The sequence below is a fragment of the Microseira sp. BLCC-F43 genome, assembly GCF_041929235.1.
Taxonomy (GTDB): Bacteria; Cyanobacteriota; Cyanobacteriia; order Cyanobacteriales; family Aerosakkonemataceae; genus Microseira.
This window is the reverse complement of record NZ_JBHFNP010000085.1, coordinates 117,198-139,045: the sequence shown is the minus strand read 5'-3', so window position 1 is coordinate 139,045 and position 21,848 is coordinate 117,198. Positions and strand designations below refer to the sequence as shown.

At 45.2% G+C, this 21,848-nt stretch carries 19 protein-coding genes and 1 tRNA gene; 11 read left to right on the top strand and 9 right to left on the bottom strand.

Annotation, left to right across the window (positions count from 1 at the left end; genetic code table 11):
- Positions 1 to 8 precede the first annotated feature (8 nt).
- The gene (locus tag ACE1CM_RS13290) at positions 9 to 2,555 is read right to left on the bottom strand and encodes an adenylate/guanylate cyclase domain-containing protein (protein ID WP_374877976.1); all 2,547 of its coding nucleotides are present in this window, start codon (positions 2,553 to 2,555) and stop codon (positions 9 to 11) included.
- A gap of 406 nt (positions 2,556 to 2,961) precedes the next feature.
- On the opposite strand from ACE1CM_RS13290, the gene alr reads away from it, so the two are divergent.
- Entirely contained in the window at positions 2,962 to 4,230 is a 1,269-nt protein-coding gene (gene alr, locus ACE1CM_RS13285; RefSeq protein WP_374877975.1) for an alanine racemase, read from the top strand.
- Between the two features lie 642 nt (positions 4,231 to 4,872).
- Here alr and ACE1CM_RS13280 read toward each other — a convergent pair.
- On the bottom strand, positions 4,873 to 6,120 hold the full coding sequence (locus ACE1CM_RS13280; RefSeq protein WP_374877974.1) for a glycosyltransferase family 4 protein: 1,248 nt from the start codon (positions 6,118 to 6,120) through the stop codon (positions 4,873 to 4,875).
- 832 nt (positions 6,121 to 6,952) lie between these two features.
- Here ACE1CM_RS13280 and ACE1CM_RS13275 point away from each other — a divergent pair.
- The 3 genes from ACE1CM_RS13275 (at position 6,953) to ACE1CM_RS13265 (ending at position 10,861) form a co-directional block, all read left to right on the top strand.
- Positions 6,953 to 7,044, top strand: a tRNA-Ser gene (locus ACE1CM_RS13275).
- A gap of 845 nt (positions 7,045 to 7,889) precedes the next feature.
- A complete protein-coding gene (locus ACE1CM_RS13270) occupies positions 7,890 to 8,243 on the top strand; it encodes a VOC family protein (RefSeq protein ID WP_374877973.1) in 354 nt (117 codons plus the stop codon).
- Positions 8,244 to 8,323: 80 nt separating this feature from the next.
- Complete coding sequence (locus ACE1CM_RS13265; protein ID WP_374877972.1) at positions 8,324 to 10,861, top strand: endonuclease MutS2; 2,538 nt, start codon at positions 8,324 to 8,326, stop codon at positions 10,859 to 10,861.
- A 66-nt stretch (positions 10,862 to 10,927) separates the two neighbouring features.
- Here ACE1CM_RS13265 and ACE1CM_RS13260 read toward each other — a convergent pair whose 3' ends face one another.
- The 4 genes from ACE1CM_RS13260 to ACE1CM_RS13245 all read right to left on the bottom strand — a co-directional run bounded on the left by ACE1CM_RS13260 (position 10,928) and on the right by ACE1CM_RS13245 (position 13,317).
- Positions 10,928 to 11,257, bottom strand: a complete 330-nt coding sequence (locus ACE1CM_RS13260; protein ID WP_374877971.1) for a type II toxin-antitoxin system RelE/ParE family toxin — start codon at positions 11,255 to 11,257, stop codon at positions 10,928 to 10,930.
- Positions 11,241 to 11,504 carry a hypothetical protein gene (locus ACE1CM_RS13255; protein WP_374877970.1) on the bottom strand — a complete coding sequence of 88 codons (264 nt, stop codon included), beginning with the start codon at positions 11,502 to 11,504 and terminating at the stop codon, positions 11,241 to 11,243. Before ACE1CM_RS13255 ends, ACE1CM_RS13260 begins: the two co-directional genes overlap by 17 nt.
- A gap of 254 nt (positions 11,505 to 11,758) precedes the next feature.
- The gene (locus ACE1CM_RS13250) at positions 11,759 to 12,424 is read right to left on the bottom strand and encodes a hypothetical protein (RefSeq protein ID WP_374877969.1); all 666 of its coding nucleotides are present in this window, start codon (positions 12,422 to 12,424) and stop codon (positions 11,759 to 11,761) included.
- A 389-nt stretch (positions 12,425 to 12,813) separates the two neighbouring features.
- Complete coding sequence (locus ACE1CM_RS13245) at positions 12,814 to 13,317, bottom strand: DUF1294 domain-containing protein (RefSeq protein WP_374877968.1); 504 nt, start codon at positions 13,315 to 13,317, stop codon at positions 12,814 to 12,816.
- Between the two features lie 580 nt (positions 13,318 to 13,897).
- On the opposite strand from ACE1CM_RS13245, the gene ACE1CM_RS13240 reads away from it, so the two are divergent.
- The 4 genes from ACE1CM_RS13240 (at position 13,898) to ACE1CM_RS13225 (ending at position 15,235) form a co-directional block, all read left to right on the top strand.
- Positions 13,898 to 14,413: a hypothetical protein gene (locus ACE1CM_RS13240; RefSeq protein WP_374877967.1), complete on the top strand. Its 516-nt coding sequence runs from the start codon at positions 13,898 to 13,900 to the stop codon at positions 14,411 to 14,413.
- Between the two features lie 65 nt (positions 14,414 to 14,478).
- Positions 14,479 to 14,742 (top strand): AbrB/MazE/SpoVT family DNA-binding domain-containing protein, encoded by a 264-nt coding sequence (locus tag ACE1CM_RS13235; RefSeq protein ID WP_374877966.1) that lies wholly within the window; start codon positions 14,479 to 14,481, stop codon positions 14,740 to 14,742.
- Positions 14,729 to 14,968, top strand: coding sequence for a type II toxin-antitoxin system VapC family toxin (locus tag ACE1CM_RS13230; RefSeq protein WP_374877965.1), 240 nt, complete (start codon positions 14,729 to 14,731; stop codon positions 14,966 to 14,968). The genes ACE1CM_RS13235 and ACE1CM_RS13230 overlap by 14 nt, the downstream gene beginning before the upstream one ends.
- 33 nt (positions 14,969 to 15,001) lie before the next feature.
- A complete protein-coding gene (locus ACE1CM_RS13225) occupies positions 15,002 to 15,235 on the top strand; it encodes a hypothetical protein (RefSeq protein WP_374877964.1) in 234 nt (77 codons plus the stop codon).
- 347 nt (positions 15,236 to 15,582) lie between these two features.
- Here the strand turns inward: ACE1CM_RS13225 and rsgA are convergent, their stop codons facing one another.
- From rsgA to ACE1CM_RS13210, 3 genes are all read right to left on the bottom strand, one after another.
- Complete coding sequence (gene rsgA, locus ACE1CM_RS13220) at positions 15,583 to 16,659, bottom strand: ribosome small subunit-dependent GTPase A (protein WP_374877963.1); 1,077 nt, start codon at positions 16,657 to 16,659, stop codon at positions 15,583 to 15,585.
- 86 nt (positions 16,660 to 16,745) lie between these two features.
- Entirely contained in the window at positions 16,746 to 16,874 is a 129-nt protein-coding gene (locus ACE1CM_RS13215; protein WP_374877962.1) for a hypothetical protein, read from the bottom strand.
- A gap of 102 nt (positions 16,875 to 16,976) precedes the next feature.
- The gene (locus tag ACE1CM_RS13210; RefSeq protein WP_374877961.1) at positions 16,977 to 17,516 is read right to left on the bottom strand and encodes a hypothetical protein; all 540 of its coding nucleotides are present in this window, start codon (positions 17,514 to 17,516) and stop codon (positions 16,977 to 16,979) included.
- A gap of 73 nt (positions 17,517 to 17,589) precedes the next feature.
- Between ACE1CM_RS13210 and ACE1CM_RS13205 the strand changes: the two genes are divergently transcribed.
- The 3 genes from ACE1CM_RS13205 (at position 17,590) to ACE1CM_RS13195 (ending at position 21,430) form a co-directional block, all read left to right on the top strand.
- Positions 17,590 to 18,699 carry a hypothetical protein gene (locus ACE1CM_RS13205; RefSeq protein ID WP_374877960.1) on the top strand — a complete coding sequence of 370 codons (1,110 nt, stop codon included), beginning with the start codon at positions 17,590 to 17,592 and terminating at the stop codon, positions 18,697 to 18,699.
- Between the two features lie 9 nt (positions 18,700 to 18,708).
- The gene (locus ACE1CM_RS13200) at positions 18,709 to 20,190 is read left to right on the top strand and encodes a CHAT domain-containing protein (protein ID WP_374877959.1); all 1,482 of its coding nucleotides are present in this window, start codon (positions 18,709 to 18,711) and stop codon (positions 20,188 to 20,190) included.
- 499 nt (positions 20,191 to 20,689) lie between these two features.
- Complete coding sequence (locus ACE1CM_RS13195; protein ID WP_374877958.1) at positions 20,690 to 21,430, top strand: dinitrogenase iron-molybdenum cofactor biosynthesis protein; 741 nt, start codon at positions 20,690 to 20,692, stop codon at positions 21,428 to 21,430.
- The last annotated feature ends 418 nt before the right edge of the window (positions 21,431 to 21,848 follow it).

Genomic DNA, 21,848 nt, shown 5'->3' with positions numbered 1-21,848 from the left:
TCTAATAGCTAGGAGGCAAGAATAGGAACTTTTTTCCCAATTAGCAGATAAGTCGTCATCTCGCCTTTACCTTTGACTTGAATCGCGCCTCGCTGCTCAAATATATAATTATCTCGCAACCGCTCGTAAGTTGACTCGGTTACCTGAATGCACCCAGGTATTCCTTGAGATTCCATGCGGCTGGCAATATTGACAGTATCGCCCCACAAATCGTAGATTAGTCTTTTAATGCCAATTACCCCGGCAACCACGGGACCTGTGTTAATGCCGATGCGGAGGCTAAAAGCTTTACCATGTTTGGTGGTAAATTGAGCGATCGCTTCCAGCATATCCAACGCCATTTCGGCGACAGCTTCGGCGTGATTCGTTTGGGTTAACGGCAGTCCTCCCGCTACCATATAAGCATCCCCAATGGTTTTGATTTTTTCCAACCCATGCTGTTCTGCTAAATTATCAAAGGTTGAGAAAATCTCGTTTAACAGCGAAACCAGTTGCGTTGGCGGAATTTCAGAGCAAATCTGCGTAAAACCAACCAAATCGGCAAACAAAACGCTTACCTCTGCAAAGCTGTCCGCGATAGTATCTTCTGCCAGTTGTAACCGCGCGGCAATCGGCCCTGGCAAAATATTCAATAGTAGGCGCTCGGATTCTTCCTGCTGAAAGCGCAAAGCTTCTGCTACTACCTTGCGCTCGGTAACATCTTCAACCGTGCCTTCATAATAAAGCAGGTTACCCTCGCTATCGTACACTGCACGCGCCGTTTCTGAAATCCAAATCGTGCTGCGATCCGCGCGATAAACTTGCGATACAAACCTTGACACGGTATCGTATTTGTGCATTGCAGCAACAAACTTAGTATATCGGTTGGGGTCAACGTAAACTTGCTCTCCGATGTTGGTAATCTTTGCCATCAGTTCTTCGGCACAGCGATAACCGTATAGTTTAGCCAAGGCGGTGTTGGCGCTAATGTAGCGTCCGTCAACGCTACTTTGGTACATTCCCTGTGCGGCGTTCTCAAAAATCTGGCGATATTTCGCTTCTGCTTGTCGCAGTGCTTGTTCAACTTGCTTGCGAGAGGTAATGTCGCGCACAACGGCACAGAGTACTTGCTCGCCACCGGATAAAATCAAGCTGGCAGATACTTCTACTTCCAATAAGGAACCATCGCGACGGCGGTAGCGCTTCTCGCCGATCAACAGGTGTTGTTCGGCTAGGATACGTTGAATATTATGGTGGATGCTTTGGCGATCGCAGGCAATAAAATCGTAGATTGTCAGGCTTAAAATATCGTCAGAGTAACCCAAAAGTTGCCGAAAGGCGGTGTTGGCTTCTAAAATGCGTCCTGTTTGGGCATCAAATAGAAAAATACCTTCCGAACTTTGTTCGATGACGGCGCGGTAACGTTGTTCGCTTTCCCGTTGCTGGCGCTGGGAATCTTCCAATGCTGCCAGCATACTATTAATCGCCTCCGCCAAGCCGGATAATTCATCGTTCCCAGGCATCGATAAGCGCGCTGAAAGGTTGCTACACTTACTTATGCGACTCACGCCAGCACTCAAACGCGCTATCCGAAATAAAACTAATCGTTCCACCAACAACAAGGTAACGCCACCAAAGATCGGGATTGCCACCAAAACCGATAGGATCAAATAGCGTTGGCTCCTTTGACCAAGCTGGTAAATGTTTCCCTCGATTTCTACCCGCAGCAATAGGGCTGGTTTGCCGTAGATGTCGTTGATAATCGTATAGCCTGCGATCGCTCCCCCCGACAGGGAACGAACTAAAATCGGGTATTGGACATATTCTCTTTTTCCCTGGTTCTGCAATTTCTCATTTACCAAAGCCTTTCCCACTGCTTGCAAGTCGGGGGGCATTTTGTCATCATCCATCCGGTAGATAGTCACCGCCGAACCAACAGTTCGAGTTAATCTTTTAATTGCCAGCGCGTCTAAATAGCGCCCAAAAATCACCGTTCCTCCCATCGGCGCTGTCGCTTTACTGGTCAAAATAGGGTGGGAGGTAATTTGCAAAATCCCTTGCTTCACCAGCAAGATTCTTGAATTGGCATGTACCAAAAGCGGGTGATTGGCAGAAAGACGCCGTTGCCAGGAATTCTGGGAAGCAGCTTTCTGCACTTGATGGGAGGAAGTGGGGAATTGGTATAACTCCTTTGGCAGGGGCGAAATTTGCCGCTTTTTCAGATCGAACCCGCTGCCAAAGACAATTTTACCGGAGCGATCAACGTACAATACCAAGTTAACTTTTAGGCCAGCCAGGGTTTCTCCTATCAGATGCGATTCGATCTCATCTTTCTTCCCATTTTCGATCAAGCTGTATATTTTATCCCAAGCAGACCAATCGACAAACCGGGAATTAAAGTCTTGCTGGTTTTGCGCGAAAATACTCAAAACTTCCTTAACGACTTGACGGGTATGCTGTTCCTCTGCTTTCTGGATGCTGCGCGATAAAATCGTTGATGAAGCTGCGTACAAACCCCCAATCAACCCGACAACTGTCGCGCCTATTACCACTATTATTTTGTGTCGCAGACTCATGAAATCTCAAGGCCCCTCGTGCTTGCAAGACCCGTTTTATCGCTCTTCCACCGTGCTTTATTTATCATTTTGTCCGAAAATTGCACAGAAAACTTGCGTACTATTGCGGATCTAAACTCTTCTACTCTTTAGGACTTACGCGCAAGTTCCCGGTTTCTATGAAAAATCTTTGGTGGGAACCGAACCAGAGATCGACGGTCGAAACCGGGTTTCTGGCAAGGACCTTGCGTAAGTCCTACTCTTGTGTAAATACCGCTATGTCGATAAACTGCCTGGTTAATCCAGCTAATCGGAAGTAGGGATAGACAAGGCTTGCATGTCACTAAGAAAACGAAATCTGAGATCTGTAGTTAAAGCTTGCCCCTACACCAGCCAAAAATGGGCGCAAATAGAGGAGTGAACCGCAATGTTAGACGATCTAAATACCCCTGTCAGTTCAAGTATTATCGACCGGGATACCCCGCCAAAAAAGACCGACCGAGTAGAAATTTCACCCCTTCACAGCATCAGCGCCAGAGAGCATATTCTACAACAGGAGATTAGCTCAAACGAGCTGCGCGAACGCGCCTGGGTGGAAATTGATTTAACAGCTTTAGCCCATAACGTGCGACAAGTCAAGCGTTTGCTATCGGTGAATGCACAACTAATGGCGGTGGTGAAAGCGGATGCTTACGGTCATGGCGCTGTGACTGTCGCCCAAACTGTCTTGCAACATGGTGCCACTTGGCTGGGAGTCGCAACAATTGGCGAGGGCATCGAACTGCGAAAAGCTGGCATTGATGCACCTATTCTTATATTAGGGGCTACTCATTCCCCAGAGCAAATTCGCGCGCTGGCTCATTTTTCGCTTCAACCTACCCTAGTCTCCCCCCAACAAGCGAGGGTGTTTGAACAAACTCTCAGTTCCCTGCATCAATCCGTAGGAGTACATGTAAAATTAGATACCGGCATGTCGCGTCTGGGCGTGCTGTGGCAGCAGGCGGTAGAGTTTTTACAGCTTGTTTCCCGCTGTCCCCACCTGCGAATTGCCAGTATATATTCGCACCTGGCAACAGCCGATAGTCCCGACCCAACGGTGATGCAACTGCAACAGCAGCGGTTTGAGAAGGCGATCGCCAACCTGCGCGCCGCCGGAATAAATATACCCCGCCTGCACCTAGCCAACTCCGCTGCCACCTTCACCGCTCCGCAATTACACTACGATCTAGTGCGGGTAGGCTTGGGTATATACGGACTTTACCCAGCACCCCACCTGCAACCAACGATTGACCTCAAACCCGTTTTACAAGTAAAAGCACGGGTTACCCAAGTAAAAATTATTCCCCCAGGAACCGGCGTTAGCTACGGTCATCAATTCATCGCCGATCGAGAAATGCTACTGGCGGTAGTTGGCATTGGCTACGCCGATGGCGTCCCCCGCAACCTTTCCCAAAAAATGAAAGTCTCTATCCGAGGTCAGATGATACCCCAAATAGGAGCAATCACGATGGATCAGTTGATGCTCGATGGGAGTGCGATTCCTGACTTGCAAGTGGGCGAGGTAGTTACCCTCTTGGGACAAGATGGCAATAATTTTATTTCAGCCGATGATTGGGCTGCCACTTTAGGAACCATTTCCTGGGAAATTCTCTGCTCATTCAAGCATCGCCTACCCCGCGTCGCCGTGAGCAGGTGAGCAGGTATGGTGTCAACGATCCTGGTAGGGGCACGGCATCAATCAGCGCCTGCCCTTAACGAGAAGGTTTTCTCCTGCCGTGCCCCTACAATCAATTTTGGCTGGCTCAGTGCAGGTGATACCGAATCCGTCTGCATCGGAATTATAGACGTTTTCCATCGTGTCAACGATCCTGGTAGGGAACATCAATCAGCACCTGCCCTCAACGAGAAGGTTTTCTCCTGCCGTGCCCCTACAATCAATTTTTTCTTTGCGTCACCGCTCTCCCTTGTCACCGCGTCCTCTTCAAAATCCCACCTGCCCACCTGCCCTAAATCTATCTATGGGTCTTTGATAGATATCGTTTGATATGCTATCCTACATGAGTCTAACTAAGAATCAATGTTAAACAAAAGGCGCTCAACTCTCCTTTGTCAACATGGGGAGAGTAGCGCCAGTAGTTGATTGCATTTTTCTGTGGAAAGACTAATAAATGAGCGATGCCAAATTTACCATGAGTAGATTTGGTTGTCTCGCCTCCAGAAAAAATTTTTGGAAATAGGGGCGGGTTAGATCCGTATGACTGTGGGGAAACAGCTTGTATAGGATAACCCGTCCCGATGGAATTAAAACTTGTTCAAGCGCCAACTTGAGCGAGTTTTTTTATGCGACTTCAGCCGGAAGGGCGAGCAATTCGGTGTAGAGTTCGCTCAGTTGGGCAGCAACGCCATCCCAGCTGAACATTTTTTCTACCCGCTTGCGGGCATTCTGACCCAAAAGACTTCGCCATTCGGGGTTAGAGAGAATCGAGTCGATTGCAGCGGCAAACGAGACTTCATCCTGGGGCGGACAGAGTAAGCCAGTTTCTTTCGACACAACGGTGAATTGAAGGCCGCCCACATCGCTAGCGACGACGGGGATGCCGCTTGCCATTGCTTCGATTGCTACTAAGCCAAAAGGTTCGTAGTGACTGGGAACAACGCACACATCGGCAGCACCGTAATAGTACGGTAATTCTTGTTCGCCGATGCGTCCGGGGAAGCTGGTGAACTGACGCATACCCAACTCGTTGACAATACCCTCGATGCGATCGCGCTCAATGCCATCGCTTTGACCGGGACGAGAACCGCCGCCGATAATCAGATGGATATCAGAACGCAGTTGGGAAAGATTGACAGCACGCACCAAGGTTTCAATTCCTTTGCGGTAGTCAAAGCGTCCTACGTATAGCACCACCTTGGCATCCGGGTCGATACCCAGTTTGGTGTGCGCCTCTTGACGTGCAATCGAACCATACCGACGCACATCAGTACCGCAGGGAATGATATCGATATTGCCTTTGGTGGAAACCATCGTCCGCATGTGTTCTTTTTCCTGGGGACTGGTAGCGACAATCCGATTTGCTGTTTCCAATACCGCCTTTTCCGTCGCTAACCGGGTTGCGGCAATCAGGGGAATTGTGGTTACCGACTGGTACTTCACCGCACCCAAGGAGTGGTAGGTATGAACCTGCTTGCTGCCTTGAATTTTTTTCAGCTGCATCCCCACCCAAGAGGACAGCCAGTAGTTCGTGTGTACCAAAGGATAACTAACCCCCGATTCCTGCTGAAACTTGAGAATTTGTGCCACAAACGTTGGCAAATACTCAAAAAGATTGTCCCGGGGAATAAATTCCACCGGACCAGCAGTTAAGCGAATTGTGCGGCAATTGGGGCTGTGTGCAACAATGTCTGGTTGGTCGGGACTGGCTTTGCGTGTAAACATATCAACATGCCATCCTTGCTTTGCCAGGGCTTCCCCTACCTGACGCACATATACGTTTTGTCCGCCTGCTTCTTCCTTACCGATTTCAATCGCTGGATCGCCGTGGACGGAAATCAAGGCAATGTGCTTTTTGCTTGTTGTGACCATAGGTTTGTTGAGTTAAACGACAGCTGGAGCGAATTGGAGGACGGATTTTACTGTGCTGCCTCTTCTGCCCAGGGAACTTTCACAAATTTTCATTTTCTAGAGTAAAGCGCAGCAGAAAGAAGGCGCATCAGCTAAGGGAGAGAATTTATTGCTCCCTGATATGAGACTTAAGGATGATTGCTGTTGGCTGCAATAGTTGCACGCCGTTCCCGGATGGAAACCGATGACGAACCTGAAGGCGAGACAGATAAGTTCTCATTGTCCATACTCCAATCCGTTTCGTTCCGTAACTGATTTCTCTAGCCGATTGTTGGACAAGGGTCGCAACTGCGATTGGGTCAGCTTATGGGATCACAGATGCGATCGCCAATAATGCTAAGCACGGTCTTGGAACGAAAATCATAACCTTTAGACCAACGAGTGTGCGTGTTAGGTAATTGTACCAGGAGAAAACAAAATATGCAAAGAATCCCCAGGGATCTAACTACCGGGGATAGACTTGCCACGGCACAGGGTAGGACAGGGGCAAGTTATGGGGGGGAAATCTCGGACATCACGATTGGCTGATTGGACAAACCGCGAAAATCCCAAGTGTCCCATTGGCTGACAGGAGTTTGATTCGGATCTGCCTAACTCGTTGCGTCAGCACTCAGATTAACAAACTGTTCCAGTCATTGAAAGTTCTCCCGTTGCACGGATTCTCGTTCAACGGGAGAACTTTTGCTGGTTGTAAAGATAGGCAGTTTGGCAGTAGCGCCTCTTAAACCGAATTTGCTCCCCTTCGGACTTCCGTTTAAACGAAAGTTCTGCTACAATATATTTTCGTCACCCTGGAGAGGTGGCTGAGTGGTCGAAAGCGGCAGATTGCTAATCTGTTGATGGACTCGTAAGACCCATCCGAGGGTTCGAATCCCTCCCTCTCCGTTTTAAGTTATGGGCGTTCCCAGGCGACCGCCTGGAGAACAAGGGTAAGGGTCATAATCCCTTACCTGCTCAAATACGATTAATTATGTAAAGTATGATGGCTGAATCTGCTTAAATCTACCCGTTGCGAGCGATCGAATTCTTAAGAGTATAATATGTTGCGACTGAAATATGTGACTAAGGATACAGATTAACGCCAAACAAGGGTATTGCACAGATGAGTAATTTACTCCTACAACTGGAGGATTTGACAAAACTATGGATTGATTCTAACTTTACAGCTTTTTTAGCCAAGTTTTCGGCTGTTTCTGCTCAAGTATATTTGTCGCAGAAATCATACTGCTTCTTAATTTATTTTTGTTTGAGAAGGATCCGGTTTTTATCGCCAGGAATGGCGAATAGTTGACCGGAAAGTTTAAAATTGGGAAGTATTGAAGATTGGTTTGGTTGTGTTAATTATTTACAGTAACGATTGCTGTTTACTCTAACTTCTATCGGCAGAAAGAGAGAGTAAGCAGCCCCTGGATGTCGGTCGTATCGTTTCTGCCAGAGTAGTCCTGGATACAAGAACAGGACTTAGGCAAGGGCGTTGCCAGAAACAAAGGTGAAGACCGTCGTCCCTTGCGCGTGCGGTCGGCATATCGCTCGTTTCCTTTCCCAAGGATTTTGCGTATCACCTTAGTTTCTTGGCGTAAGTCCTGGAGAAAACCGAAAAACCACCCGCGATACGTGCTGACGCACAAGCTGCGCGAACGCACCCAGGGGGATCGCCCCATCCGTCTGGCGGAAGAGGAACTCAGAATTAGCTACAATAAAAAATAGGGAGAAACAATAGATTTTTGACAATGAAGCTGAAACGACTGGGTCACGTTGCCATCTGCGTCCAAGATATTGAGAAAGCAGCTGAGTTTTACCAAAACTTGGGGATGGAGCTAGTCTGGAAAGATGCGGACTGGGCTTACCTCAAAGCAGGGGATGACGGATTGGCGCTGTTAAGTCCGGGATACGACCAAGCGGGGCCGCATTTTGGCTTTGTGTTCAGCGATCGCGCGGAAATGGAAGCCGCCTACGAACAGCTGAAAACCTCTGGCATTAAAGTTACCCATATCCACGAACATCGCGACGGAACCGCCTCCTTCTACGGTCGCGACCTCGACGGGAACGGTTTCGAGTATCTTTACGAACCAGCTAATAGCTAATGGCTAATGGCTAACAGTCAAGCAATTAGCAATTAGCAATTAACAATTAGCAATTAGCAATTAGCAATTAACCACCAGCTTTGATTCAATCCGAGACTTTAGAACTTCTAGAATGGTCGCGCCTGTGTCAGCATCTAGCTACCTTTGCTGCCACAAAATTAGGAGCGATCGCATCTCGCAATCTGCAAATCCCAGCTACTCAGTCTGAAAGTATACATCTGTTAGCTCAAACTAAAGAAGTATACCTGCTAGAAAGTCGCCTCGCCACCGGGTTGTCGTTTGAAGGCATCCAAGATATCGGCGAGTCGCTGTTGCGGGCAGGAATTGGGGGTATATTATCCGGAAACGAACTGTTGGCGATCGCCACAACTTTAGCCGGAACTAGGCAATTGCGGCGCGTCATCGATGCTCAGGAAGATTTGCCGGTTCTGAACTCGCTGGTGGCAGAATTGCGGACGTATCCGGAAATAGAACAAGAAATTCACCGCTGCATCGATGATAGGGGCGAAGTCGCAGATCGAGCGAGTGCCAAACTCGCCGGAATTCGCAATCAAATCCGCTCTTGTCGCGATCAAATTTATCAGCGACTGCAAAGTATTATGCAGCGCCACTCGAATGCAGTGCAGGAACAGGTGATTACTCAACGGGGCGATCGCTTTGTTATCCCGGTTAAAGCACCCCAAAAAGACGCGATTCCCGGCATTGTTCACGATACCTCCAGCAGCGGCGCTACCCTCTACATCGAACCGAATCAGATCGTTTCTTTAGGAAACCAGATGCGCCAGCTGTTGCGCCAACAGCAAACTGAAGAAGAAGCGATCCGCCAGAATTTGAGCGAACAAGTCGCAGCAGTTCAATCTGACTTGGAAAGATTGCTCGCGATCGCTACTACTTTAGATCTTGCCACCGCCAAAGCCCGTTACAGTTTCTGGCTAGGCGCAAATCCGCCTCGGTTTATTGATTTTGGTAGCGAGATAGACAGCAGGGGAGCAGAGGAGCAGGGGAGCAGAGGTAGAAACCAAATCGACAATAGTATTACTCTGCGTCAGTTGCGTCACCCCCTCCTGGTATGGCAACAACAGCACGAACAAGGTCATGCAGTCATACCAGTAGATTTATTGATACAGCCGCAGATACGAGTAGTAACGATAACAGGACCCAACACGGGCGGTAAAACGGTTACCCTGAAAACGCTAGGTTTGGCAGCATTGATGGCGAAGGTGGGATTGTTCGTACCAGCGCGCGAGCCAGTAGAATTGCCGTGGTTTGAGCAAATTTTGGCAGATATTGGAGACGAACAATCGTTAGAGCAGAGTCTTTCTACATTTTCCGGTCACATTCGCCGGATTAGTCGGATTTTGAATGCTATCGGGGAAGAGGACGCGGGGAGGCGGGGAGGCGGGGACGCGGGGAATGAAGATGGGGAAGATGGAGAAGAAATTACTTCCTCATCTCGCTCATCTGCTCTGGTATTGTTGGATGAAGTGGGAGCGGGAACAGATCCGGCAGAAGGAAGTGCGTTAGCGATCGCTCTCCTACAATACCTCGCAGATAATGCTTTGCTGACGATTGCTACGACGCACTTTGGCGAACTCAAAGCGCTGAAATATGAAGATGAGCGATTTGAAAACGCCTCGGTAGAATTTGACGATGTTAGTCTGTCGCCGACTTATCGGTTACTGTGGGGAATTCCCGGACGTTCCAATGCTCTCACGATTGCGCGACGTTTGGGACTAAAACCCGAAGTAGTCGAACTCGCTCAAACCTATGTAGGTGGTGCGTCGGAAGACGTGAACCAAGTGATCGCCGGGTTAGAAGCGCAACGTCGCCGTCAGGAAAGCAAAGCAGATGAAGCGGCGCAATTGTTGAAAGAAGCAGAACGCCTCCATCGAGACGTGTCGCAAAAAGCTGCCGCATTAAAGGAAAGAGAAACCCAATTGCGACTGCAACAAGAACAAGAAGTGCAAAAAGCGATCGCCGCCGCCAAAGCAGAAATAGGCGCGGTCATCCGCCGCTTGCAACAAGGTTCGATGACGGCGCAAGATGCTCAAGCAGCAACCCAAGAGATCAATCAAATTGCCCAAAAACATACACCGCCGCCACCGAAACCCAAACCAGGGTTTAAACCGCAAGTAGGCGATCGCATCCGCATTCCCCGCCTGGGACAAACTGCCGAAGTCCTAAGCGAACCGAATGAAAATAATCAGTTGAGCGTGCGTTTTGGCATGATGAAAATGACCGTTGGTTTAGAAGATATCGAATCATTAGACGGTCAAAAACCCGACTTGCCAGTTAAACCGAAACCTGCTGCAACAGAAACCCCCCTTAATAAGGGGGGCAAGGGGGGATCCCAATCTCAACCTGTGCCCACGATTCGCACCTCTCGCAATACAATCGATATTCGAGGGCGAAGAGTTGCAGATTCAGAAAGCGAAATTGAGCGAGCGATCGCCCAAGCAACCGAAGCAGGAGTTTTGTGGATCGTACACGGTAAAGGTACGGGAAAACTGCGCGAAGGCGTCCACGAATTCTTAAAGCAACACCCACAAGTCGAGCGTTTCAACATCGCCGAAGACAAAGAAGGCGGTGCAGGTGTAACAATTGCGTACTTGAAATAAAGGTGGTATTTCTAGCTCCCAGGTTCAACCTGGGAGCGAAGTTTTAGAGGCTCTGCCTCGCTTATCTTAGACTTCATCTTCTAGCTCCTCTACAGTCAGCGGTGCTTGAGAACTATGGCGCACATACAACACGTAAACCGTAGTATCTCGAATAGTAAACAGCACTCGGTAGATGTTTTTAGATTTTCCATAAAGTAGCTGTCGGACTTCTTCTGGAAAAATCTCGTGTTCGACTGCTAAAGCACAGCGCCGGGGTTTTTCTTGCAGTGTTGCAATAGAATTCATCAAGCCGCGAAACCAGCGATCGGCAAATTCGGGATTGCGCTCTCGATACCAGTTGTAGGCTTGTTCAATTTGGGCTTCTGCGATCGGAGTAATTTCAACCTGAAATGTCATATTTCCGCTGCATTTCTTGAATAAAATCTCCAATCGGGCGCGTTTCCCCGCGTTCTAGTTCCTCGAAGCCTTGCTGGATGCCTGCGATGGTTTCTAGTTGGTCAATCAATTGGCGCAGTTTAACAGGATCGACTTTGCCCGGTTCAAGAAACGTGACGAGAACCTGCACCCGCGAGTTGATGTTCTGCGGTAGCTCAGTAAGCTCGATTTGCCCATTCTGATAAATGCCTTCAACGGTTCTTAGCATAGGTTGCAATCGGGTAATGGCTGTTTTAATTCTACTGGTTGGTAGTCATATGATGTCCGTTGAATCGCCCATAATAAAAAAACCTCACAGAGTCGTTGCGTAGGGACACGGCATCATAGAGATCTCGGATAAACAGATAACTTTGATCGTGCCGTGTCCCGGCTACCGATTATGGGTAATCGACCGGACATGATATCAGTTAATGATATTGGTGCGCGTCTTGTTCGCTGACAGGTTGGAGGGAGAGCGATCGCTCACTGCTCATCGCTAGTGCTAATTGATGCATATTTATCAAGAGATTGCTTAAGATGTTCTGCAAATTCTTCTATGTTTACTACTGTCATTTTGAAGATACTCGATAGAGCTTTTGTTGAATTCTCTGACACATCAGTTAGTATCATGTAGGAATGTTCTTTGTCCAAGTTTAAGATTGATGACATTTTAGAATACTTCTCAACATATCTCTGGTATTCTCCTGTCTTCGCCTCAAACCAGAAAATATCTTCTTCGATTTTGAAGATAACATCTAGATCAAAATCATTTCCATTAGGCAAGATTATCTGTGGATTTAGAAGATATGAATATCGCAACTGCGGATTTATAGATTGTACTAACTGTATGACTTGCTCTTTAACAAAACGTTCTAACCACTGACCCGATAAAAAGTTAAGACATTTTGGCATCCTACTTGGGCGTGCGTATAAAATAAATCTAGGGTATTTTTGATATTTATATTCTTCTAAAAATGCTATCTTATATAGATCGTTTGCAAGTTGACATATATTTGAAATTTGCTCTTGCGTATCATTTCTCAAGTTTATTGTAAATGATTTTCCAGAGTTCATGCTAGCTTTTACTTTTTCATAAAATTTCTTGATTCGGCTGTATCGATTGCCCATAAAAATTGCGGTATTGTTCAAGTTTTCATCTCCTTATTGTTCAAATGCAACAGTTTTAATTTGAATACCTTTGCTTCTCAAAAAATCTTTTATTTTTCTGCTATACAATATAATAATTAATATTTTATTTTACTGTACAAAATTACTTTTTAAAGTCTCAAAGTCTATACTTTCTTCACTAGCGGGTTGCATAACTTGGCGATCCCTCTCATATCTACTAAGGATTCGCTCCAGTTTAGCTATCTTTTGCCGCTGTGTTTTTTGAAGAGTCAAATAAGTAACAGAACTACCAAAAATTATCCCAATAACAAACGAAATAAACACATTCATTTTAAGCTACTCCTCGTAAAGCTTATTATTAACTCGAAACCTTAGTTAAATCTAAAACAACCCCAGGCAAAAATTAGAATTTATAACAAGTGTAGCGTGGTAAATATAGCGATGAGTAAACCCACTTGAACTAATAAAGTATTAGTATAGACTGGTTGAAATTTTTCACTCTTTGTTTTATGGTGAAAAAGTTTCTGAGCGAAAAGCGCTCCTATACTACCTCCAAAAATCGAATGCCAGTGCAAAATCCACTCAGGGACTCTGGACACTTTCGACTTCCTCTTGGTCAATATTTGAGTGACACTTTGTTCTCCTTCTGGCTTGGGAAAAAGTATTGCTATTAACTTGTCATAACCGTAAAATAGGAATGTTAATATATTAATTGAACTTAGAAAAATATATAATAGTGAAGCTACATTTAAACCGCGAAAAATTGTTGCATTAGCATTTGATGTGTTTGGATTGAAAACTTTGTCTAAAAGTATAATGGCATAAATTACCGTAGAATTGTTAACTAATATAGCCACAGTTCCATATAGCTTAAAAGGTGGCGTTTTGCCGTAAATAAAAATTAAATATAGCATAATTAAACCCATTATTGGTATACCTATGAAAACGTGCATTTTACTCAAACAAATATGTTCGCAACAGGATTTAAATAATGGATCAAAAACAAATAACACTATTAAATACACCAGACAAATAATCATAAAAATAGCTAGAGAAAAAGTTGCTAATAAGATTAATACACCGAAAATAACTAACGCAACTCTAATTGATAAACGAATCGCGTAAAAAATAGCAGCAATGACAATAATACTTAGAATTATTGATAAAAATTACATTATTTTTTTACTCTCAATTAAGCTATTAACCCAAATAACCAAATTTGCCGATAATTATGGTGAAAACCCTAAGTTTTTTTGGCATAGGGCATGGTTAATACCTTGTCCAGCAAGCATTTGAGCAGATTCATTAGCTTGACTTATTGTCCGATATACGGTAAAGTTTTCCATATTATAGAGCGATCGCATAAAACCTGAAAAGACGGAAAAAGGCGGAAAAAGGCGGGCATTTCTAAAATTTTTCTAAAATTGGGAGTCAAGGCGGGTAAGGACGGATTAAGTCAGGTATAATAACGTCAGTCTTCTCAGCTCCCTACTGATGGACATTAGCAAAGTGTTACAATTTGTAGACGAAGTTGTCTACGCCAAGACAGGCAAACGTTTAAGTGATTTGCAACGGGGAATTATTGAGGGAACACTGAAGCGGCAAAAGTACAAAGACATTGCCGAAAAGTATAATTGTACAACTAATCATAGTAAAGAAGTCGGTTACGAATTGTGGCGAATGTTATCTGAGATTTTTGGCGAAACGGTTGATAAAAAGCATCTTCAATCTATTTTAGAACGGCAATCAAATCAGAATATTATTTTTGCTGATAGTAACGTTAATAGTAACATACTTGGTTCTGGCTGCATCATTAATAATTCAGATAGCCCCAATCCTACTCCAGATAAAAGTCAGCCTGTAACGTCTGACTTACAACAGCAAAGCAAGAATCAAACTCAGATTGAACAAGTGGAGAAATTAAGGCAGTTTGGCTTAAGTGACGAGCAAATTGCCGAAGTGTTAGAGCTTCCTTTGGAGGTAGTTAAGCAGGTAGACTTGGAGGAGTGAGGCTGCGTTATATTTTACCATGCTAAAATTATGGCAACTTTATTACAGATCGAAACGCTTTTTCAATGGAAGTAACTCAATTATCAAATACTGGTCAAGTCATTATTCCCAAAGCTTTGCGAGATGCTCATCGCTGGGAAGCAGGCCAAGAACTAATCGCAATTGACATGGGTGATGGTATTCTCTTAAAACCCAAAAAACCCTTTCGGGAAACTACCTTAGAAAATGTGGCAGGATGCTTGAAATATCGAGGCAATCCTAAAAGTCTCGATGAGTTAGAAGACGCCATTCGTCAGGGTGTAGAAGAACAATCGGATGATTGCAGTTGATACAAATATTGTTGTAAGGCTTCTGACACAAGACGATGAAAAACAATATAATAAAAGTCTCAAACTGTTTCAGGAACAAGACATATTTATTCCAGACACCGTAATTCTTGAAACTGAATGGGTACTGCGTTTTGCTTACAAATTTAAACCAGCCGAGATTTGCCAAGCATTCAGGAATCTTTTTGGTTTACCTATAGCGGATTGCACTCGAATGAGGTACACCTGAGTTTGTCAAGCGCGCACCCTTAAGGGTGCGCGCTTGACAAACGAGCGCGATAACGCTTTCCCTCACGCGGCTGCAAGCCGCTGTAATGTCCAGATTTCTAACGCCAGCTTAATGGCACAAGTTCTGCAATGGCATGAGAATGGTTTAGATTTTGCGGATGCCTTGCATCTAGCGCCAAGTCAGAATTGTTCGGCAATATATACGTTTGACGACAAGTTTGTGAAAAGAGCTAAAGAGTTAACTGACTATGAGGTTAAACAACCCTAATTAATTCCAACTAATTAGTCTTAGGAAAGTTGGTTTCGTTTGCCTTAACTCACCTTACAAAAGACAGGACTAAAGCTGCGTGTCACAATTGGTGGTTGGTGCGTGACGCTACAAGTCTCATTGCTACGTTCAAATATTCTCGCAGCGTCACGCACCCTACAGAAAAAATATGCCAGTTGCGTAAGTCCTGAAAAGATTAGATAAATTGATCGCTCTGACCCCTCCCCAACCCCTCCCCGAAGCGGGGAGGGGCTTTCCTTTCCTTTCCGGCTCCCTTTCCTTTCCGGCTCCCCCTTCCCTCGCAGGGAAGGGGGTTGGGGGGTTAGGTTTTCCAAAGCGATCGCCTTTTACCCCATATCTAATCGATGCTTATCTTGCTTTCGCATTGCTTTATTAATCTTCTTCCATCGCTCTTTCTCCGCTAAATATTCTCGTTGATCTTGTTTTCGCGCCAGATGTTTGAGTTCTTTTTGCAGTTTTTGGTAACTCAAAAACCTGGAATAATCGAGTTTCCCTTCTGCCAAAGCTTGCTGCACTGCACAACCAGGTTCGCTATCGTGCTGACAATTGCGGAAGCGACACTGGTGGACTAGAGTTTCAATGTCTGCAAAGGTTTCTTGCAAACCTTCATCACCTGCCCAAATTTGAAGTTCCCGCATTCCTGGGGTATCTACAATCAAACCGCCCGTTGGCAGTAAAATTAACTCGCGATGGGAGGTTGTATGCCTGCCTCGATCGTCGCTTTGGCGCACGGGTTGAACTGCTTGAGTTGCTTCTGGTAGCAATTGATTGGCGATCGTAGACTTGCCAACACCAGAAGAACCGATTAAAGCAACCGTTTTGCCCGATTGAAGGTAAGGTTTAAGAGCATCCAATCCTTGATTATTAGCAGCACTTAAGACAATAATTGGCACGCCTAGCGCAACAGAAGAAACTTCCGCGATGCGTTGTTCAATGTTATTGCACAAGTCTGCTTTGTTTAAAACGATCGCTGGACTCGCACCGCTTTCCCAAGCCAGAATTAGATAGCGTTCTATTCTTCTCTTGTTAAAGTCACCATCCAATCCTGAAACTAAGAAAACAGTATCAACATTGGCAGCAACGATTTGCTCTTCGGTTTTAGCACCGATGGTTTTGCGGGAAAACTTGCTCTTTCTGGGTAAAATGGCGTGAATTGTGGCTCGTGCTTCTGAATTAAGCGTGCGAATTACTACCCAATCTCCGACGGCTGGAAAATCTTCTGGTTGCGAGGATCGATGCCGCATTTTGCCTGTAATTTCTGCTGTTAGTTCTCCAGCTTCGCTATAGAGAACGTAACTGTTTCTGCATTCAATTGCTACTCTTCCTACCGTAAATCCTTGCAGACGATAGGATGCAAAACTGGAAGCAAAAAAATCGTTCCAGCCTAAAGAATCTAAATTCACTTGTATTTCCTCAATGAGTGCTAATTGTTTTGCACAAGTAGCACAGAGGAACTTTTAGTTTCATTCCAGGAAGATGGAAGGTCGAACTAGAATCTCTGTGCCTTGTGTCCGTTGTGGAGGACGGCACTGAAGTGCCTACTACGAACGGGCACTGAAGTGCCTACTACGAACGGTGCGATCGCCAAAACGACCCGGACAGCATGTAATTTAGACATAATTCTTCTCCTCCTGACGACCTACAAATAGCAACAGCTATTTACCTTAATAATAGCTCAACGGATATACACCATCTGTAGGAGTAGGTTTGATCGCTGTTGTTAACCCCAAGTAAATAGTTGGCAGGTATCCAGACTACAACACTCGAGTCGTTCTTGAACTTGCTGTTTAACCGTTGCGTAATGCCAACCTAAGATTTCGCCTTTTTGGTAGGGAGTTGGTGGGGTGACGACTAATGGTTTATGGGTATTCTCAATATAAGAGGTACGACATCCCGTTTTGCCTTGGTCGAAACCTAGCCAAAATTCGGTTGCTTGGCGGGCCCAATGGTGAGTTTCTTCGATGTAGTCTTGGGTTAAGATTCGCAGTTGCTGTAAGCGGTGCTTGAGCGTCTGTCCTTGAAACCACCATTCCCACAGCTGGTAAGATTGAGGCCCGCGAATTTGGTTAGATGCGATCGCTTCCCAGACTTTATCCCAATTGAGCGGGTAAGTCTTCTCTACCGATGAAATGGGCATTCCCGCATCCAGCGCATCTGGTAATCCTCTGGTAGCCTGGTTAAACTGATGCCAACCTGCTTCCAGAGAAATTAGTGCAGCTTCCCAGTTTTTCAGTTGTTTGTCAGCCCATCTGTTTACCATTCGCTCTGAGATCGGGTTTTTTCTATTATTCTAGGATGGCGGCAAAATGCGTGCCAATTTTTGGGGGTTATCAGTGGTTCGTGCAACAAAGACTAATTTTATCTCAAAGTTAGTCGCCTTAATTGTAATCAAAATTTTAGTCGTCGCGACTCCCGCAACTTGCCTTGCACAAGAAGAGGAGATCGGCGCATCTTGGGCAGGTGAGCAGGTGAGCAGGGGAGCAGGGGAGCAGGGGAGCAATTACGGTGTGGGTAATACCTCTAACCTTACAACTAAAACAGACTATTTAACTAAACCCGCCCCTTTTGGTGACTCCTGGAGCAGAGGAGAATTACCAATTACCAATTCCCAATTCCCAATTCCCAATTCCCAATTCCCAACCGAAGTTGTAGAAAATCCCGATGCACCTGGTGTTGCTCCCAGTTTACAGCCTCAACCTTCTACACCTGGGGAAGTGCCTTTTCAACCGCAAAACTTGCCTTTGCTACGGTTAGGAAACCAGAGACAACCTGGATATTGGGCTAATCCCGGCATTACCATGATTAATCCTTCAGCTTATGGCAAATCTTGGGGTAGCGCTAGCGTGGGTTTGGGTTGGCAAACTCGCACTCGGTTTACCAATTCTGCCGATGGGGTGTTTGGCATTGGGTTCGGATTGGGCGATGCACGACAATGGGTGGGTTTAGATGTGGGCGTCATCGTGACTGACTTACTGGAAACTCCTGGCGCTGATGGCACGGTTAGCTTTAAGTTGCACCGACAGTTGCCAGGGGATTTTAACATTGCGGTGGGGGTGCAAAATGCGATCGCTTGGGGCAATACCGATGGCGGTACGAGTCCTTACGGCGTTGTCACGAAACGGTTTCGCTTGCAAGAAAGCACACAAACACCTTTTAGTCAACTGTATCTTTCCGTTGGGGTTGGTAGCGGACAATTTCGTTCCGAATTGGATATTCAAAACGATAGAGATTCGATTGATGTATTTGGTAGCGTTGCGGTGCGGGTAGTGGAACCTGTGAGTGCGATTGCAGAATGGACGGGTCAAGATTTAACCGTTGGATTATCAGTCGTCCCCTTCCAGAATCTTCCTTTAGTTATTACACCCGCCGTCACCGATATTACTGGTAAAGCAGGCGACGGCAGTCGATTTATCTTAGGAGTTGGTTATCTAATTTCTTTTTAATTTAACTTTATGAAACTGATTAAATTTTTGCTCTTTTCATTGATTTGTTCCATTCTAATTATATTTTCAGCATCCCCTGGATTAAATCAATCGGGAACTCAATCGGATGTCACCGTTCCCAACCCAATAGAAATTAATCCCCAACCGAGAAACGATTTCCCTACATCTCAAAACAACCAGACAGTAGACCGCAGTGCCTTTGAAAAACTTGTTACAAGCGCATCAAATGCCCAGGCGGTTCAACTTTTTGAAGAACTGCAAGCGGTAGAATTTTCTAACTATTTTGGCTTTGATTTATTTGGTAAAACTGTCTCAGTTGACCAAATCTCCGATACGCTTTGCCAACTGGGTGAAACCACAGGAAAAAAAGCAGCGCTGATTTACGTAATTTCCCTAGCAGATAGACTGGAATTATTACTGGTTTTACCCAAATATCAAGCTTGTAACACCCCACAATCTCAACAAAATAATAATCGAATAATCATTCGCAAGTTCGTTCCCGAAGCCAAGGGCAGCCTTGTCCAACAAGTCGCAAGAGAATTTCGCATTGGAGTCACCGATTTAAGTAGCCCCGATGATTATAAAGCTCCAGCGCAACAACTTTATCAGTGGATTGTTACGCCTTTGATATCCGACCTTTTAGCCAACAAAATAGATAATTTATTATTTTCAATGGATGGGGGGTTGCGTTCAATTCCAATCGGGGCTTTTTCCGATGGTAAACAGTTTTTAATCGAACAATATAGCATCGGTTTAATTCCCAGTTTTAGCCTCACCGATACCCGTTACGTTGCCATAAATAATTCGCAAATCTTGGCAATGGGTATTTCCAAAAGTACCCAAGAACAAACTCCTTTACCAGCAGTAGCAGTAGAAATTCCCACCTTAATAAATCAGCTTTGGCGAGGGGTAGAATTTCTCAACGAAACCGCCACATTAGAGAAACTCAAATCTATTAGCAGTCAACAACGCTTTGAGATTATTCACGTCGCCACCCACGCCGAATTTAGACCGGGAAATGTCAGGGAATCTTACATCCAGTTTTGGGATAAGAAACTGAGATTAAATCAATTGAGAGACTTATCGCAAAACGTCGGTTGGGAACTTCCTCCTAAAGTAGAAATGCTCGTTTTAAGTGCCTGTAGAACCGCACTGGGAAGCGAACAGGCAGAATTAGGATTTGCCGGTTTAGCAATTCAAGCAGGGGTGAAAACGGCAATTGGAAGTCTTTGGTATGCCTCTGATGAAGGTTCCCTCGCATTGATGACGGAATTTTATCTGCAATTGCGGACAGCACCGATTAAAACCGAGGCGCTTAAACAAGCACAGCTAGCATTGCTAAAAGAACAAGTCCGGGTAGAAGACGGACAATTAAGATTATCCGATGGTCGTCTGATTCCTCTGCCGCCAGAAATTGCCGCTAGGGGAGATCAGATCCTCTCGCATCCGTATTTTTGGTCAGCATATACCTTAGTTGGTAATTGGAATTAATTTAATTGCAGATTTAGGATTTCAGATTGCAGATTTTAGCCGCGATCGCTCAAATTGCTAATTGCTAATTGCTAATTGCTAATTGGATTGATTTGGGGTCTTCTCTTGGCAATTACCCATTACCGATTACCTATTACCAATCCGCTTTGATATAACTAGCAAATTGCATTAATTCTTATTTAAAATCTGAAATTGTTGCTGAAGTTTGCTATTTTTAATAAAACCCAACATTTCTTGATGTTAAAAAATAAATTGAGAAGCGAAGATTGGTATTAAATCATACGGAAATCCAAACCGGATTTTTAATAACATAAAAAATCTATACTGCTAGTTAACACAAGTTGAGAGTTATCTCAAAGGTGCGGCTAATGGCTAATGGCTAATGTCAGGAAAAATACTATATTAGTAAACTGGCAATTAGCAATTAGCAATTAGCAATTAGCAATTAGCAATTAGCAACTCGCAGTATCCAATCGGTTAATGATTTAGAGAGAGAACCATGCACCAACAACCCATTTCAAATGAAGTGGCTTTAAGAATTGCATTAGCTGCTAGGGCATTACCTGGAATATCGGTGGGGGAGGTAATAGAAGGTTTAAAATCAGAACTGGGCGATCGCATAGATGAAGAAGGCTTGAGTAAAATTACCGTCACTGCCTTGAAAACAGCGATCGGACAGACATACGACCTAGACGGCGAAGAGGATGGTGAAGATACGACAGTCCCGCTAGCAGCATTGAAAGAAGCGGTGAGAATCTTATGGGGTGAAATCGATGCAGCCCAGAAAACGCTGCCGCCAATAGAACCTTATCAAGATGGGGATATACCTGACTCGGTTCGCATTGCGGTGGCTTCTAACAATAAAGAGCAATTGGATGGGCATTTTGGTTCTTGTCAGCGGTATCTGATTTATCAGCTATCAGCAACAGAAATGAGGCTGATCGATATCAGATCGGCGCTGGAAGCCGATTTATCAGATGATAAAAATGCCTTCCGAGTCAGTTTAATTAAAGATTGCCACGTAATATATATAGTCTCGATCGGAGGACCGGCTGCTGCTAAAGTAATCAAAGGCGGGCTTTATCCGATGAAAGTGACTGAAGGCGGCGCTGCCAGAGAAGTTTTGAGCGAATTACAAAAAGCGATCGCTACCTCTCCTCCCCCTTGGTTAGCAAAGATTTTAGGGGTAGCAGATGGCAACCGAGTCAAAAATTACAAAGCTGCTGCCACAACAGTTTGATATCGGTTCCTGGCGAGGCGTAAGCCTCGCCGATCTAGTTCCCAGGCTCTTGCCTGGGAACTATATGAACGAGGCTTACGCCTCGTTTCCCAGGTATATTTCCAGATGGTGTAGGGGCGGGTTTTATCAACAATTTCTGACGCGGAAAGAAACCGGGTTTCTATAAAAAATCTCTACAAAGAAACCCGGTTTCTAGTTTCCTTAAACCCGCCCCGGCTTATTGTTTGTTCAATTGAGATCTTGCACCTATACCATTAGCCCGCCAGGGAATAATATCATGTCCGGTCGATTACCCACGATCCGTAGCCGGGACACGGCATTATTAACGTTATCTGTTTGTCCGAGAAATCTCTTTAGCCTTAGTCCCTACGCAACGACAGGGTTAGGTTTTTTTATTATGGGCAATTCAACGGGCATC

Excerpts from the sequence above, each read along its gene's own strand:
- ACE1CM_RS13290 (WP_374877976.1), bottom strand. The coding sequence starts at position 2,555 with ATGAGTCTGCGACACAAAATAATAGTGGTAATAGGCGCGACAGTTGTC.
- alr (WP_374877975.1), top strand. The coding sequence starts at position 2,962 with ATGTTAGACGATCTAAATACCCCTGTCAGTTCAAGTATTATCGACCGG.
- ACE1CM_RS13280 (WP_374877974.1), bottom strand. The coding sequence starts at position 6,120 with ATGGTCACAACAAGCAAAAAGCACATTGCCTTGATTTCCGTCCACGGC.
- ACE1CM_RS13270 (WP_374877973.1), top strand. The coding sequence starts at position 7,890 with ATGAAGCTGAAACGACTGGGTCACGTTGCCATCTGCGTCCAAGATATT.
- ACE1CM_RS13260 (WP_374877971.1), bottom strand. The coding sequence starts at position 11,257 with ATGACATTTCAGGTTGAAATTACTCCGATCGCAGAAGCCCAAATTGAA.
- ACE1CM_RS13255 (WP_374877970.1), bottom strand. The coding sequence starts at position 11,504 with ATGCTAAGAACCGTTGAAGGCATTTATCAGAATGGGCAAATCGAGCTT.
- ACE1CM_RS13245 (WP_374877968.1), bottom strand. The coding sequence starts at position 13,317 with ATGCTATATTTAATTTTTATTTACGGCAAAACGCCACCTTTTAAGCTA.
- ACE1CM_RS13240 (WP_374877967.1), top strand. The coding sequence starts at position 13,898 with ATGGACATTAGCAAAGTGTTACAATTTGTAGACGAAGTTGTCTACGCC.
- ACE1CM_RS13235 (WP_374877966.1), top strand. The coding sequence starts at position 14,479 with ATGGAAGTAACTCAATTATCAAATACTGGTCAAGTCATTATTCCCAAA.
- ACE1CM_RS13230 (WP_374877965.1), top strand. The coding sequence starts at position 14,729 with ATGATTGCAGTTGATACAAATATTGTTGTAAGGCTTCTGACACAAGAC.
- ACE1CM_RS13215 (WP_374877962.1), bottom strand. The coding sequence starts at position 16,874 with ATGTCTAAATTACATGCTGTCCGGGTCGTTTTGGCGATCGCACCGTTC.
- ACE1CM_RS13210 (WP_374877961.1), bottom strand. The coding sequence starts at position 17,516 with ATGGTAAACAGATGGGCTGACAAACAACTGAAAAACTGGGAAGCTGCA.
- ACE1CM_RS13200 (WP_374877959.1), top strand. The coding sequence starts at position 18,709 with ATGAAACTGATTAAATTTTTGCTCTTTTCATTGATTTGTTCCATTCTA.
- ACE1CM_RS13195 (WP_374877958.1), top strand. The coding sequence starts at position 20,690 with ATGCACCAACAACCCATTTCAAATGAAGTGGCTTTAAGAATTGCATTA.